General features: G+C 65.5%; 13 protein-coding genes. All 13 read left to right on the top strand.

The annotated features are described in order from the left end of the window. Positions 1-1,398: a pyruvate dehydrogenase complex E1 component subunit beta gene (locus ACQR1L_RS16990; protein ID WP_006614387.1), complete on the top strand. Its 1,398-nt coding sequence runs from the start codon at positions 1-3 to the stop codon at positions 1,396-1,398. A gap of 12 nt (positions 1,399-1,410) precedes the next feature. After that, positions 1,411-1,716, top strand: coding sequence for a DUF5076 domain-containing protein (locus ACQR1L_RS16985; protein ID WP_008963957.1), 306 nt, complete (start codon positions 1,411-1,413; stop codon positions 1,714-1,716). A 2-nt stretch (positions 1,717-1,718) separates the two neighbouring features. Further along, complete coding sequence (locus tag ACQR1L_RS16980) at positions 1,719-3,074, top strand: pyruvate dehydrogenase complex dihydrolipoamide acetyltransferase (protein WP_434859077.1); 1,356 nt, start codon at positions 1,719-1,721, stop codon at positions 3,072-3,074. A 149-nt stretch (positions 3,075-3,223) separates the two neighbouring features. Further along, positions 3,224-4,645: a dihydrolipoyl dehydrogenase gene (lpdA, locus tag ACQR1L_RS16975; RefSeq protein ID WP_434859076.1), complete on the top strand. Its 1,422-nt coding sequence runs from the start codon at positions 3,224-3,226 to the stop codon at positions 4,643-4,645. Between the two features lie 125 nt (positions 4,646-4,770). Further along, positions 4,771-6,012, top strand: coding sequence for a threonine synthase (locus ACQR1L_RS16970; RefSeq protein ID WP_434859075.1), 1,242 nt, complete (start codon positions 4,771-4,773; stop codon positions 6,010-6,012). A gap of 88 nt (positions 6,013-6,100) precedes the next feature. Continuing rightward, the gene (locus tag ACQR1L_RS16965) at positions 6,101-7,072 is read left to right on the top strand and encodes a tripartite tricarboxylate transporter substrate binding protein BugD (RefSeq protein WP_434859074.1); all 972 of its coding nucleotides are present in this window, start codon (positions 6,101-6,103) and stop codon (positions 7,070-7,072) included. 236 nt (positions 7,073-7,308) lie between these two features. Then, positions 7,309-9,033 (top strand): dihydroxy-acid dehydratase, encoded by a 1,725-nt coding sequence (ilvD, locus tag ACQR1L_RS16960; RefSeq protein WP_434859073.1) that lies wholly within the window; start codon positions 7,309-7,311, stop codon positions 9,031-9,033. Continuing rightward, complete coding sequence (locus ACQR1L_RS16955) at positions 9,020-9,853, top strand: tetratricopeptide repeat protein (RefSeq protein WP_434859072.1); 834 nt, start codon at positions 9,020-9,022, stop codon at positions 9,851-9,853. Before ilvD ends, ACQR1L_RS16955 begins: the two co-directional genes overlap by 14 nt. A 49-nt stretch (positions 9,854-9,902) precedes the next feature. Then, entirely contained in the window at positions 9,903-10,379 is a 477-nt protein-coding gene (locus ACQR1L_RS16950) for a GNAT family N-acetyltransferase (RefSeq protein ID WP_434859071.1), read from the top strand. 187 nt (positions 10,380-10,566) lie between these two features. Continuing rightward, positions 10,567-11,616 (top strand): substrate-binding domain-containing protein, encoded by a 1,050-nt coding sequence (locus ACQR1L_RS16945; protein ID WP_434859070.1) that lies wholly within the window; start codon positions 10,567-10,569, stop codon positions 11,614-11,616. Between the two features lie 112 nt (positions 11,617-11,728). Further along, positions 11,729-12,967, top strand: a complete 1,239-nt coding sequence (locus ACQR1L_RS16940; RefSeq protein ID WP_434859069.1) for an ABC transporter substrate-binding protein — start codon at positions 11,729-11,731, stop codon at positions 12,965-12,967. Positions 12,968-13,031: 64 nt separating this feature from the next. Continuing rightward, positions 13,032-13,898 (top strand): branched-chain amino acid ABC transporter permease, encoded by an 867-nt coding sequence (locus ACQR1L_RS16935; protein ID WP_434859068.1) that lies wholly within the window; start codon positions 13,032-13,034, stop codon positions 13,896-13,898. Next, positions 13,898-14,950 (top strand): branched-chain amino acid ABC transporter permease, encoded by a 1,053-nt coding sequence (locus tag ACQR1L_RS16930; RefSeq protein WP_434859067.1) that lies wholly within the window; start codon positions 13,898-13,900, stop codon positions 14,948-14,950. Before ACQR1L_RS16935 ends, ACQR1L_RS16930 begins: the two co-directional genes overlap by 1 nt.

Genomic DNA, 14,950 nt, shown 5'->3' with positions numbered 1-14,950 from the left:
ATGCCTATTCAAGTTTTGATGCCTGCGCTGTCGCCCACGATGGAGAAGGGCAACCTCGCCAAATGGCTGAAGAAGGAAGGCGAGGCGATCAAGTCGGGTGACGTGATCGCCGAGATCGAGACCGACAAGGCGACGATGGAAGTCGAAGCGACCGACGAGGGCACGCTCGGCAAGATCCTGATCCCCGAAGGCACCGCCGACGTCGCGGTGAACACGCCGATCGCGACCATTCTCGCCGATGGCGAGACGGCGGCCGATCTCGGGAAGGCCTCGGCGCCGGCTGCCGAAATGAAGGCCGCGCAATCGGCGCCGCCGGCGGACGCTGGCGTCTCCGTGCAGGCCTCGCCCGCGCCGACCGGCGTGGCCGCGCCGCAGAGCGTCGCCGAGCCGGATCCGGAAGTGCCCGCCGGCACCGAGATGGTGACGCAGACCATCCGCGAGGCGCTGCGCGACGCGATGGCCGAGGAGATGCGTCGCGACGGAGACGTCTTCATCATGGGCGAAGAGGTCGCCGAATATCAGGGCGCCTACAAGGTGACCCAGGGCCTGCTGCAGGAGTTCGGCGCCCGCCGCGTGATGGACACGCCGATCACCGAGCACGGCTTCGCCGGCATCGGCGTCGGCGCGGCGATGGCCGGGCTGAAGCCGATCGTCGAGTTCATGACCTTCAACTTCGCCATGCAGGCGATCGACCAGATCATCAACTCCGCGGCCAAGACCTTGTACATGTCCGGCGGCCAGATGGGCTGCTCGATCGTGTTCCGCGGACCCAACGGCGCCGCCGCCCGCGTCGCCGCGCAGCACAGCCAGGACTACTCGTCCTGGTACTCGCACATCCCGGGCCTCAAGGTCGTCGCGCCGTATTCCGCCGCCGATGCCAAGGGCCTGTTGAAGGCCGCGATCCGTGATCCGAACCCGGTGATCTTCCTCGAGAACGAGGTGCTGTACGGTCACTCCGGCGAGGTGCCGAAGCTCGACGACTACATCATCCCGATCGGCAAGGCGCGCATCGCCCGCACCGGCAAGGACGTCACGATCATCTCCTGGTCGAACGGCATGACCTACGCGCTGAAGGCCGCCGATGAGCTCGCCAAGGAGGGCATCGAGGCCGAGGTGATCGACCTGCGCACGCTGCGTCCGATGGACACCGACACCATCATCGCCTCGGTCAAGAAGACCGGGCGTGCGGTCACGGTGGAAGAGGGCTGGGCGCAGAGCGGCGTCGGCGCCGAGATCGCGGCGCGCATCATGGAGCACGCCTTCGACTATCTCGATGCGCCGGTGACGCGCGTCTCGGGCAAGGACGTGCCGATGCCTTATGCGGCGAATCTTGAGAAGCTCGCGCTGCCGTCGGCGGCGGAGGTCGTGCAGGCCGCAAAATCCGTCTGCTACCGCTAAGGGACATCCCAGATGGCCGGACCCAAGGAGCAGCCGCTGCCGCCCGACGTCGTCGGCCGCGAGGACGCCACCGAAGTGTTGCGCGCCTTCGTGCTCGACGGCGGGCTCTCGATCGCCTTCCAGCGCGCGTTCGAGGAGCCCGACGTGTGGGGGCTGCTCCTGGTCGACGTCGCCCGACATGCTGCGCGCGCCTATGCGCGCGAGAGCGATTATTCCGAAGACGAGGCGCTGCAGCGCATCGTCGAGATGTTCGAAGCCGAGCTGGCTCGGCCGACTGATATGGGCACCACCAGCCCCAGGTCGAAACAAGGTCACTGATCATGCCGATCAACATTCTGATGCCCGCGCTGTCGCCGACGATGGAGAAGGGCAACCTCGCTCGTTGGCTCAAGAAGGAAGGCGACCAGGTCAAGTCGGGCGAGGTCATCGCCGAGATCGAGACCGACAAGGCCACGATGGAAGTCGAGGCGGTCGACGAAGGCACGCTCGCCAAGATCCTGGTGCCGGAAGGCACGCAGGACGTCCCCGTCAACGACGTGATCGCGGTGCTCGCCGGTGAGGGCGAGGACGTCAAGGCGGCCGGCAGCGCGCCGGCGGCTGCTGCGCCGAAGGCTGAAGCCAAGCCGACCGCGTCGGCGACTCCCACCGCGGCGCCGGCACCTAGCGCTGCGCCCGCGCCGAAGCCGGCTGCTGCTCCCGCGACGGCCGCTCCTGCAGCGGCCCCCCAGGTCAACGGCCACGCGCGCGTCTTCTCATCGCCGCTGGCACGGCGTCTCGCCAAGGACGCCGGCATCGATCTCGGCCGCATCACCGGCACCGGCCCGCATGGCCGCGTCGTCGCCCGCGACGTCGAGGAGGCCAAGTCCGGCAAGGGCCTGAAGGCCGCGCCGTCGGCCGCTCCCGCGGCGGCAGGCGCTCCCGCCGTGGCGCCGTCGATGTCCGACAAGCAGATCCTGGCGCTGTTCGAGCCGGGCTCCTACGAAGTCATCCCGCATGACGGCATGCGCCGGACCATCGCGCAGCGCCTGACTGCGGCGACGCAGACCGTGCCGCACTTCTACCTGACGATCGACTGCGACATCGGCAAGCTCTTGGCCGCGCGCGAGGAGATCAATGCGGCAGCGCCGAAGGACAAGGACAAGAAGCCGCTCTACAAGCTCTCCGTGAACGACTTCGTCATCAAGGCAATGGCGGTGGCGCTGCAGAAGATTCCGAACTGCAACGTCAGCTGGACCGAAGGCGGCATGGTCAAGCACAAGCATTCCGACGTCGGCGTTGCCGTGGCGATGCCGGGCGGCCTGATCACGCCGATCATCCGCAAGGCGGAGACCAAGACGCTGTCGGCCATCTCAGGCGAGATGAAGGACTTTGCTGCGCGCGCCCGCTCGCGCAAGCTGAAGCCGGAGGAATATCAGGGCGGCACCACGGCCGTGTCGAACCTCGGTATGTACGGCATCACGCACTTCACCGCCGTGATCAATCCGCCGCACGCGACGATCCTCGCGGTCGGCACCAGTGAGGAGCGGCCGGTCGTGCGCAACGGCAAGATCGAGATCGCCAGCATGATGAGCGTGACCCTGTCGTGCGACCACCGCGCCATCGACGGCGCGCTCGGCGCCGAGCTGATCGGCGCCTTCAAGCAGCTGATCGAGAACCCCGTGATGATGATGGTGTGAGCACGCAGCAAACGCATCCACCGTCATTGCGAGCGCAGCGAAGCAATCCAGAGTCCCGCCGGAACCCTGGATTGCTTCGTCGCTTACGCTCCTCGCAATGACGGAAAGAGTTCGACGAACCGGCTAACGATGAGAATGATTGCATAGCCATGGCCGACACATCCTTCGACGTCATCATCATCGGCTCCGGTCCGGGCGGCTACGTCACCGCGATCCGCGCCGCGCAGCTCGGCTTCAAGACCGCGATCATCGAGAAGACGCATCTCGGCGGCATCTGCCTGAACTGGGGCTGCATCCCGACCAAGGCGCTGCTCCGCTCGGCCGAGATCTATCACTATATGCAGCACGCCAAGGACTACGGCCTGTCGGCGGAGAACATCTCCTACGATCCGAAGGCCGTGGTGCAGCGCTCGCGCGGCGTCTCCAAGCGGCTCGCCGATGGCGTCGGCTTCCTGATGAAGAAGAACAAGGTGCAGGTGATCTGGGGCCGCGCCAACATCGACGCGCCCGGCAAGATCACCGTGACCAAGTCCAATGTGGACGCGCCGAAGGGAGCGCTGGGCGAGGGCAGCTACCAGGCCAAGCACATCATCGTGGCGACCGGCGCGCGGCCGCGCGTGCTGCCGGGCCTGGAGCCGGACAAGAAGCTGGTCTGGACCTATTTCGAGGCGATGGTGCCGGACAAGATGCCGAAGTCGCTGCTCGTCGTCGGCTCCGGCGCGATCGGCATCGAGTTCGCCTCTTTCTTCCGCACCATGGGCTCCGAGGTGACGGTGGTTGAGGTGCTGCCGCAGATCCTCCCCGTCGAGGACGCCGAGATCGCCGGCATCGCCCGCAAGCAGCTGGAGAAGCAAGGCCTCAAGATCATGACCGGGGCCAAGGTCACGAAGCTCGACAAGAAGAGCGACAGCGTGGTGGCGACGATCGACGACGGCAAGGGCAAGATCGAGACGACCGAGTTCGACCGCGTCATCTCGGCGGTCGGCGTCGTCGGCAATATCGAGAATCTCGGGCTGGAAAAGCTCGGCGTGAAGACCGACCGCGGCTGTATCGTGATCGACGGCTACGGCAAGACCAACGTGCCCGGCCTGTACGCGATCGGCGATGTCGCCGGGCCCCCGATGCTGGCGCACAAGGCCGAGCATGAGGGCGTGGTCTGCATCGAGGCGATCAAGGGCCTGCATCCGCACCCGATGGACAAGAGCCTGATCCCGGGCTGCACCTATTGCCACCCGCAGGTCGCCTCCGTCGGCCTCACCGAGGCCAAGGCGAAGGAGCAGGGCCGCGACATCCGCGTCGGCCGCTTCCCCTTCGTCGGCAACGGCAAGGCGATCGCGCTCGGCGAGGACCAGGGCCTGGTGAAGGTGATCTTCGACAAGAAGACGGGCCAGCTGATCGGCGCCCACATGGTCGGCGCCGAGGTGACCGAGCTGATCCAGGGCTATGTCGTCGCGATGAACCTCGAGACGACCGAGGAAGAGCTGATGCACACTATCTTCCCGCATCCGACCCTGTCGGAGATGATGAAGGAAGCCGTGCTCGACGCCTACGGGCGTGTGTTGAACATGTGAGTCGCCGTCATTGCGAGCGAAGCGAAGCAATCCAGGGCCCAGGGTGAGACTCTGGATTGCTTCGTCGCTTCGCTCCTCGCAATGACGAACAACAAACTCCGATCGCTGCAGGAAAGAACAACAACATGAAATCCAGCGACAACCTCACCACCGAGCGCCCGACCTTCGTCACCCATCTCGAATGCGCGATGGAAGGCGATCACTATCCGGCGGACCAGGTCCACAACCTCTCCAAGGCCGGCAAGCCGCTGCTGGTGCGCTACGATCTGGCCGGGGTGAAGCAGGCGCTGACCAAGGACGCGCTGGCGCAGCGGCCCGCCGACATGTGGCGGTATCGCGAGCTGCTGCCGGTGCGCAAGTGCCAGGACATCGTCAGCCTCGGCGAGGTCATGACGCCGCTGATCAATCTGCCGAAGCTGTCGAAGAAGCTTGGGGGCGGCGAGATCATCGTCAAGGACGAGGGGCGGCTGCCGACCGGCTCGTTCAAGGCGCGCGGCCTGGTCATGGCCGTGTCGATGGGCAAGGCGCTCGGCATCAAACACATGGCGATGCCGACCAACGGCAACGCGGGTGCTGCGCTCGCCGCCTATGCGACCTCCTGCGGCATCAAGACCACGATCTTCTGCCCGGCCGACACGCCGGAGGTGAACGTCAGCGAAATCGAGCTGCAGGGCGCGACCGTCTACCGCGTCAACGGGCTGATCGACGATTGCGGCAAGATCGTCGGCGAGGGCAAGGCCAAGGTCGACTGGTTCGACACCTCGACCCTGAAGGAGCCGTACCGGATCGAGGGCAAGAAGACGATGGGCTTGGAGCTTGCCGAGCAGCTCGGCTGGGACGTGCCCGACGTGATCTTCTATCCGACCGGCGGCGGCACCGGCCTGATCGGGATGTGGAAGGCATTCGACGAGCTGGAAAAGATCGGCTTCATCGGCGCCAAGCGCCCGCGCATGGTCGCGGTGCAGGCCTCCGGCTGTGCGCCGATGGTGCGTGCTTATGAAGCAGGCGTTGAGCATGCGACGCGCTGGGAGGATGCGCATACGATCGCTTCCGGCATCCGCGTGCCGCAGGCGGTTGGCGACTTCCTCATTCTGCGCGCGGTCCGTGAAAGCAAAGGTTTCGCGATCGCTGTCGACGACGAGAAGATTTCATCTGCACTCAACGAGGTCGCGCGCGAGGAGGGCTTCCTGCTGTGTCCCGAGGGCGCTGCGACCTACGCCGCCTACAAACAGAGCCTCGCCGACGGCCGCGTGACGAAAAACGATCGCGTCATGCTGTTCAATTGCGCGACAGGACTTAAATATCCGCTGCCGCCGGTCACCCGGACGCTCGATCGCCACCAGCCGATCGACTTCGGGCAGTTCTAACTAACAAGCAGCACCGCGGCCTCGGGCACGTTCCGGCGCAGGCGCATCAGCGTCTGCGGACGGCGCGTGCGACACCAGGGAGGACGTGATGCGACGAGCTGTTTTCGCCGTGCTGTTTGCGTGCGTCATGCTGGCTGTGCCGGCATGCGCGGAGACCTATCCCTCGCGTGCGATCACCGTGATCGTGCCGTTCGCCGCCGGCGGTCCGTCGGATGCGATGATGCGCATCCTCGCCGAGCACATGCGGCGGACGCTGGGGCAGCCCATCCTGATCGAGAACGTCACCGGCGCGGGCGGCTCGATCGGCGTCGGACGTGCCGTGCGCTCGAAGGCCGACGGCTACACGGTCAGTTTCGGCCATCTCGGCACGCATGTCGCGAATGGCGCGGTGTACCGGCTCGGCTACGACCTCGAAGCCGATCTCGAGCCGGTCGTGCTGCTGCCGAGCAATCCGATGATCATCGTCAGCCGCAACAACATTCCGGCGAAGTCGCTGCCGGAGTTTCTCGCCTGGCTGAAGGCGCAGCCGAACCCGGCCTCCGCCGGCACCGCGGGCAACGGCTCCGGCAGCCACATCGCCGGGCTGTATTTCCAGCAGGTCACCGGCATCAAGCTGCAATACGTGCCTTATCGCGGCACGGGCCCTGCGATGAATGATCTGGTCGCCGGCCAGATCGATCTCATCGTCGACCAGACGTCGAATGCCATCACCCAGGTTCGCGCGGGCACGATCCGGGCCTACGCCGTCACCGACAGCAAGCGTCTCGAATCGGCGCCGGAGATTCCGACCGCTGACGAAGCGGGGCTGCCCGGTTTCCACATGACGTTGTGGTCCGGTCTCTGGCTGCCCAAGGGCACCGCCAGGGCAATCGTCGAGACGCTGAACGCCGCCGCCGTCGCGGCGCTGGAGGAGCCCGACGTACAGAATCAGATGAAGAACCTGGGGTTGCAGATGCCAGCGGCGGATCAGCGCACGCCCCAGGCGCTCGGAACCGTGCAGCACGCCGAAATCGAGAAGTGGTGGCCGATGATCAGGTCGGCTGGGGTGGTGCCCGAGTAAGCGGACGGTATTGAATTCCGTAAGAAATGGTGGCGCCGCGGCCACGAATGTTGCGGCCTCGCCACAGTTTACCAAGTTTTGGTAACGATCTCTGGCGCTCCGCAAACGCGCCGCTTTTTGGCCACACCTGGTCGTGAAATACTTTGATGAGAACATAACCAGTGCGTGTGAGGCTGCGGGAAATCCACCTTTAGGATTTTGAGCGTTCTCCTCAGCACCGGGAGGCCAGAACAGCGATGGACGCGAAGACCGACATCAAGCGCAGGCTGCCCAGCCGTCACGTGACGGAAGGGCCTGAGCGTGCGCCGCATCGGTCCTATCTCTACGCGATGGGCCTCACCACGGCCCAGATCCATCAGCCCTTCGTCGGCGTCGCCTCGTGCTGGAACGAGGCCGCGCCTTGCAACATCGCGCTGATGCGGCAGGCCCAGGCGGTGAAGAAGGGCGTCGCGCATGCCGGGGGCACGCCGCGCGAGTTCTGCACCATCACCGTCACCGACGGCATCGCCATGGGCCATGACGGCATGCGCTCGTCGCTGCCGTCGCGCGAAGCGATCGCCGATACCGTCGAACTGACGATCCGCGGCCATTCCTACGACGCGCTGGTGGGCCTGGCGGGCTGCGACAAATCGCTGCCGGGCATGATGATGGCGATGGTGCGGCTCAACGTGCCCTCGATTTTCATCTATGGCGGCTCGATTCTGCCGGGCAATTTCCGCGGCCAGCAGGTCACCGTGCAGGACATGTTCGAGGCGGTCGGCAAGCACTCGGTGGGCGCGATGTCCGACGAGGACCTCGACGAGCTTGAGCGCGTCGCCTGTCCGTCGGCCGGTGCCTGCGGCGCGCAGTTTACGGCGAACACGATGGCGACGGTCTCGGAAGCGATCGGGCTGGCGCTGCCGTACTCGGCGGGCGCGCCGGCGCCTTACGAGATCCGCGACTCGTTCTGCATGACCGCCGGCGAGAAGGTCATGGAGCTGATCGAAGCCAACATCCGGCCGCGTGACATCGTGACGCGCGCTGCGCTGGAGAATGCCGCTGCGGTGGTGGCGGCCTCCGGCGGCTCGACCAACGCGGCCCTGCATCTACCTGCGATTGCACACGAAGCAGGTATCAAGTTCGACCTGTTCGACGTCGCCGAAATCTTCAAAAAGACACCTTATATCGCGGATTTGAAGCCAGGTGGCCGCTATGTCGCCAAAGACATGTTCGAGGCTGGTGGCATTCCGCTGTTGATGAAGACGTTGCTCGACCATGGCTATTTGAACGGCGACTGCCTCACAGTCACCGGCCGGACGATCGCCGAAAACCTCAAAGGCGTGAAGTGGAACCCGCACCAGGACGTGGTGATGCCGGCTGACAAGCCGATCACCGCAACCGGAGGTGTGGTCGGTCTGAAAGGCAATCTCGCGCCAGAGGGCGCGATCGTGAAAGTCGCGGGCATGTCGAACTTGAAATTTACCGGGCCGGCCCGCTGCTTCGATCGGGAAGAGGATGCCTTTGAGGCCGTCCAGAAGCGGACCTATCGCGAAGGCGAGGTCATCGTCATTCGCTATGAGGGGCCGCGTGGCGGTCCGGGCATGCGGGAAATGCTGCAGACCACGGCGGCGCTGACCGGGCAGGGCATGGGCGGCAAGATCGCGCTCATCACCGACGGCCGGTTCTCGGGCGCGACCCGTGGCTTCTGTATCGGCCATATCGGACCGGAGGCGGCCATCGGCGGGCCGATCGCCCTGGTCCAGGATGGCGACATCATCGAGATCGACGCCGAGGCTGGCATCCTTAACGTCAAGTTGAGCGATGCCGAACTCGCGTCACGCAGAACCAAGTGGACGCCGCGTGAGACACATCACACGTCGGGCGCACTTTGGAAATATGCCCAGCAGGTCGGGCCGGCCGTGGCGGGTGCCGTCACCCACCCAGGTGGTGCGCAAGAGAAGTATTGCTATGCGGACATCTGATCGGATCATCTTTGCATTGATGCTGGGGATTGCCCCGCTCGCGTTGCCGACGCCGTCGCTCGCGTTCGACGGCGCTCCGGTCAACCAGGAGCCGGCGATTCCCGTGGCAGGGCCGCAGGCCGGCACCGGTGCGCTGCGCAAGTCGATGCCCGCGACCACCGCCACGACCAATCCGACGCAGTCCCTGACTGCGTTGCAATATGCCGCGGAAGAAGGTCACCCGGTCGCGCAGTTCAAGCTCGGGCGGATGTATGCCGCCGGCGACGGCGTGGCGCGTGACGACATGCGCGCGTTCGACTATTTCAGCCGCATCGCCAATGCGCATGCGGAGGACAGCCCGTCGGCGCCGCAGGCGCAGATTGTCGCCAATGCCTTCGTGGCGCTGGGGCGGTACTATCTGAGCGGTATTCCGAACTCGAAGGTGAAGGCCGATCCGGACCGCGCCCGCGAGATGTTCTCGTATGCGGCGTCTTATTTCGGCAATGCCGACGCCCAGTACGATCTGGCGCGGCTGTATCTGAAGACCGCCGACGCCTCGCGCGAGGACTTCCGCTATGGTGCCCGCTGGCTCGGCCTCGCGGCGCAGAAGGGCCAGCATCAGGCCCAGGCCTTGCTTGGCCAGATGCTGTTCAACGGCGACCGGCTGCCGCGCCAGCCGGCGCGCGGCCTGATGTGGCTCACTCTGGCGCGTGACAGCGCCGGTCCGGACGAAGCCTGGATCAAGGAGAGCTACAACCGCGCCTTCGCCAAGGCCTCGGACGACGACCGCGCCACGGCGCTGCAGATGCTCGAGAGCTGGGTGCAGGGCAAGCGCGAGTAGGCGGCAGCGGAATGCATCGCGTTCCCTCCGCGTGACGGAGGGACGAAGGATGATGATCCGCGATGCCACCCCTGATGACGCCGCGGCGATCTGCGCCGTGCTGCGCGCCTCGATCATCGATCTATGCGCCGCCGATCACCGCGGCAATCCGGACATCCTCGCTCGCTGGCTCGCCAACAAGACGCCCGAGACCGTTGCTGGCTGGGCCGACGGGCAGGGCCGGTCGCTGCTGGTCGCCGTCGGGGAGGGGACGATTCTCGGCGCGGGCGGGCTCGCTCATCCCAACGAGATCACGCTGAACTACGTCTCGCCGCAGGCGCGCTTCCGCGGCGTGAGCTCGGCGCTGGTGGCTGAGCTCGAGCGGCGGGCGATCGCGCATGGAGCGCATGACATCGCGCTGCTCAGCACCGAGACCGCGCACAGATTCTATCTCGCCCGCGGCTATGTCGATGTCGGCGTGCCCGTCGGCAAGTTCGGCACCGCGGCGTCCTACTCGATGCGCAAGACGCTGGTCCGTGGGCCCTGAGTCGGACCCACAGGCCCTCCGCGGCGACTGCCTATGGATTGAGCGGCGTATCGCCGGTCTTTTGATCAGCGCTGCGATCCCTGATCAAAATAGTCGATCTCTGCTCCATAAACGACCCTGAAGACCGCGAATCGCGCTTGGCACGATTTGTGAGTGCAAATGCTCTGCGACAGCAGAGGCGGCACGTTTGCGCAGCGTTCGGATCGGCCTGATCATTCCTCAATGCGGCTCGGCAGGGTTGTGGGCACCCTCCGCCGAAGCCTGCGGTCGGCTGGCCGTGAACGAGCTGAACCAGGCGGCCGGAATCCGCCGCCGGCCGGTGGAACTGGTCGTGATCGACGCCGGGACCAACGGCGTCAGCGCGGGACGGGCGGCGGCCGAGGCGGTGGAGGAGCTCGCGGTCGACGGCCTGGTCGGCATGCTGCCGAGCTACGCCCGCGATCCGGTCGCCGAGGCGGCCCGCGGCCGCGTGCCGTTCCTCTACACCCCGCAGTTCGAGGGGCTCGCCCCGGACAGCGACGTCATGACCACGGGCGAGACCGCCGGCGAACTGCTCGCCCCGGCCATCCAATGGCTCTCCGAAAGCAAACATGCGCGCCGCTTCTTCCTGTGCGGCAACGACTACATCTGGCCGCGCTCCTCGCTCGCCATCGCCAAGCGGCTGATCGCGCGCTACGGCGGCATCGTCACCGGCGAGCACTACGTGCCGGTCGGCGTGCACGATTTCGACGCGATGCTCGACCGCATCAAGGCGACGCGTAGCGACGTCGTGCTGCCGGTCTTCCTCGGCTTCGACTGCATCGCCTTCAACCGCGCGTTCTGCGAAGCCGGACTCAGCCGCCACGTGCTGCGCTTCTCCTCCGCCTTCGACGAGACCATCATCTACGGTCTCGACAGCAGCGAGACCGAAAACGTCTTCGTCGCCTCGAGCTATTTCGCCTCGCTGCGCTCGCGCAACAACGGAGCATTCCTGGAGCGCTACTACACGGCCTATGGCGACAATCCGCCGCCGGCCAACGGCTATGGCGAGTCCTGCTACGAAGGCATCCATGCGCTCGCCGCGCTGATCGAGCGCGCCGAGAGCTTCGATGCGCGCGATCTGCGGCGCGTCTTCGGTCGCACCCTGCAGCGGCGAACGGCCCGCGGCAACGAGGCGCAGCCCGTGGTTGGTGGCCGCCATCCGATCCACCTCGCCGAGCTGGACGGTTACGACTTTGCCGTCGTCGCGTCGCGATAGGATCGCGCCAAAGCAACACGGCGCGGCAAAAAATAACTTGCCATTTCAAATATTGTAATTTTAAACTTTGGCCAACTCGTGAAACCGCATCACCAACCCATGGGGACCTCTGATGACTCTTTCTCGCCGTCGTTTCCTGCAACGCTCGGCCATTGCGACGTCGACCTTGATCGCAGCACCTGCGGTGTTCCGTTCGGGAGCGCTCGCGGCGGAGAACCCGATCACGGTCGGCAGCCTGCACGACCAGTCCGGTCCGATCGGCACCTCCGGCACGCCGATGGTCTACGCGCTGCAGCTGGCCGTCGATGAGATCAACGCCGCCGGCGGCCTGCTCGGGCGGCCGCTGAAGGTCATGCACTACGACACCCAGTCCAACATCCAGCTGTACTCGCAATACGCCCAGCAGCTGGCGGTGAAGGACAAGGTCGACGTCGTCCATGGCGGCATCACTTCGGCCTCGCGCGAGGCGATCCGCCCGACCTTCGACCGCTTCAAGGTGCTGTACTTCTACAATACGCTGTACGAAGGCGGCGTCTGCGACCGCAACACCTTCTGCACCGGCACCACGCCGGCCCAGACGGTCGAGAAGCTGGTGCCGAGCGCGATGAAGAAGGCCGGCAAGAAGGCCTACATCATCGCCGCCGACTATAATTACGGTCAGATCACCGCGAAGTGGATGACCAAATACTGCAAGGACAATGGCGGCGAGATCCTCTCGACCGACTTCTTCCCGCTCGACGTCACCAATTTCGGCTCCACCATCTCGAAGATCCAGGCGGCCAAGCCCGACCTGATCCTGTCGGCGCTGGTCGGCGGCAACCACACCGCGTTCTACCGGCAGTGGACCGCGGCCGGCATGAAGGGGAAGATCCCGATCGCCTCCACCACCTTCGGTCTCGTCAATGAGCCTTCGACCCTGGACGCGGCGGAGAGCGATGGGGTCATCGGCGCCTACGGCTATTTCGAGGAGCTGACCACGCCGGCCTCCAAGAGCTTCGTCGAGAAGATCAAGAAGGCGCATCCGGACTCGCCCTACATCAGCGAGCTCGCCTCGTGCACCTATGAAGGCGTGATGTTGTGGGCCGCCGGCGTCAAGAAGGCCGGCAGCATCGACCGCATGAAGGTGATCGAGGCGCTCGAGAGCGGTCTCGTGTTCGATGGTCCGAGCGGCAAGGTCTCGCTCGACAAGCAGACCCACCACACCGTCCGCAACGCGTTCCTCGCCGAGGTGAAGGATCGCAAATGGTCGGTGCTGGAGACCTACACCGACGCCAAGCCGGCGGACACCGCGAGCGTCTGCGACCTCGTCAAGAACCCGAACGACGTCAAGCAGTACATCATCAATCTCTGACGCGCTTCCGGGTCCCGCCGTCCGGCGGGGCCCGGTTTCCCTGGACTGCCCGGAAAGACCCCGCATGGCGATCTACGTCATCCTCGCGCTCGACGTTCTCAACGGAATCTCCTCGCTGTTCCTGCTGTGCCTGGGGCTGGCGATCATCTTCGGCATGATGAAGATCATCAATCTCGCCCATGGCGAGTTCATCATGCTGGGAGCCTATGCGACCGTGATCTCGGCCAATGCCGGGGTGAACATCTGGATTGCGATGCTGGTCGTCGCGCCCGTCTTTGTCGGCCTGGTCGGCCTGGTCATCGAACGCTGCCTGATCCGCTTCCTGTACGGGCGGCTGGTGGATTCGATGCTCGCGACCTGGGGCCTCAGTCTTCTCATCATCGGCATCATCACCACCATCTACGGCAACACCCAGCAGGGCGTGCCGACGCCGCTCGGCGGCTTCTCGATCGGCTCCTACCAGTCGAGCTACTACACGCTGTTCCTCGCACTTATGGCGGCGGTGATGATGGCGATCATCTACGGCGTGATGCGCTACACCCGCTTCGGCCTGGTCGCGCGCGCCACGATGCAGAACCCCGCCATGGCCGCCACGCTCGGCGTCAACCCGGCCCGGGTCTATATGAGCACCTTCGCGCTTGGTGCGGCCGTCACCGGCCTTGCCGGCGGCCTGCTCGCGCCGGTCTCCGGCATCACGCCGGTGATGGGCGGAGCGTACGTCGCCAAGGCGTTCATGACCGTGGTCGGCGGCGGCGCCGCGATCCTCTCCGGCACGCTCTCGGCAGCCAGCCTGTTCGGCTCGGTCAACCAGGTCGGCGCCTACTTCACCACGCCGGTCTATGGCGAGGTCATCGTCTTCACCACCGCGATCGTGCTCATCCGACTGCTGCCGCAGGGTATCTCCGGGCGCTTCTTCAAGGGGAACCTGTGATGGACAAGCGCCTTCGCTTCGCTCTCCAGGCCGCGGGCACTGTTGTCGCCATCGGCGTGATCGCGATCGTGCCGAGCGTGATCGAGCTGTTCGGCCTGATGCAGCTGACGTTGTTTGCCGCGATGTCGGTGCTGGCGCTGAGCCTCGCCTTCATCTGGGGCTATGGCGGCATCCTGTCGTTCGGCCAGACCGCCTTCTTCGGCCTCGGCGGCTACGCCTATGCAATCGCGGCCGTGAACTTCCAGGACTCCACCCCGGCAATCCTGCTGGCGATCGTGGTGCCCGCGCTGTTCGCGGCGATCCTCGGCTACTTCATCTTCTTCGGCCGCATCTCCGACGTCTATCTCGGCGTCATCACGCTGACCGTCACCCTGATCCTGTTCAACTCGGTCAACTCGACCTCGGGCGACGCCTACAAGATCGGCAAGGCGCTGCTCGGCGGCTTCAACGGCATGCCGGCGGTGCCGACCTTCAACATGCCGTTCGATCCGTCGACGGTGCTGTCGCCGGAGCAGTCATGGTGGACGACCGCCTATGTGCTGCTCGGCGTGTTCCTGCTGCTGCGGCTGTTGCTGGCGCTGCCGGCCGGTCGCATCATCGTCGCCGTGCGCGAGAACGAAGTGCGGGCGTCGCTGCTCGGCTATGATCCGCGCCTGGTGAAGTGCCTGACCTTCATTCTCGGCGGCGCCATCGCCGGCCTTGCCGGCGCGCTCTACGTCAACTGGGGCGCCTTCGTCAGCCCGACCATCTTCAGCCTGTCGCTCTCGGCGGAGATCATCATCTGGATCACGGTCGGCGGCCTCGGCACCTTGCTCGGACCGATCATCGGCTGCGTCGTGATCGAATACATCGTCGCCTATATCGGCTCGCAGCAGCTTCTGAACTCCAACCTCGTGCTCGGCGGCGTGCTGGTCGTGTTCGTGCTGCTGCTGCCGAAAGGCATCTTCCCGACCGCGCGTGATCTGGTGATGCGGCTGATCCCGGATAAGAAGCCGAAGACCAATGGCCCCGTGCCGTCAGCGGCAGCGCCGCATCCCGCAGGAGCCGAATGA

The organism is Bradyrhizobium sp. HKCCYLR20261 (genome assembly GCF_051168435.1).
GTDB lineage: Bacteria > Pseudomonadota > Alphaproteobacteria > Rhizobiales > Xanthobacteraceae > Bradyrhizobium.
Note: the sequence above shows the minus strand (reverse complement) of the source record. Positions and strands in the feature narration are given on the sequence as shown.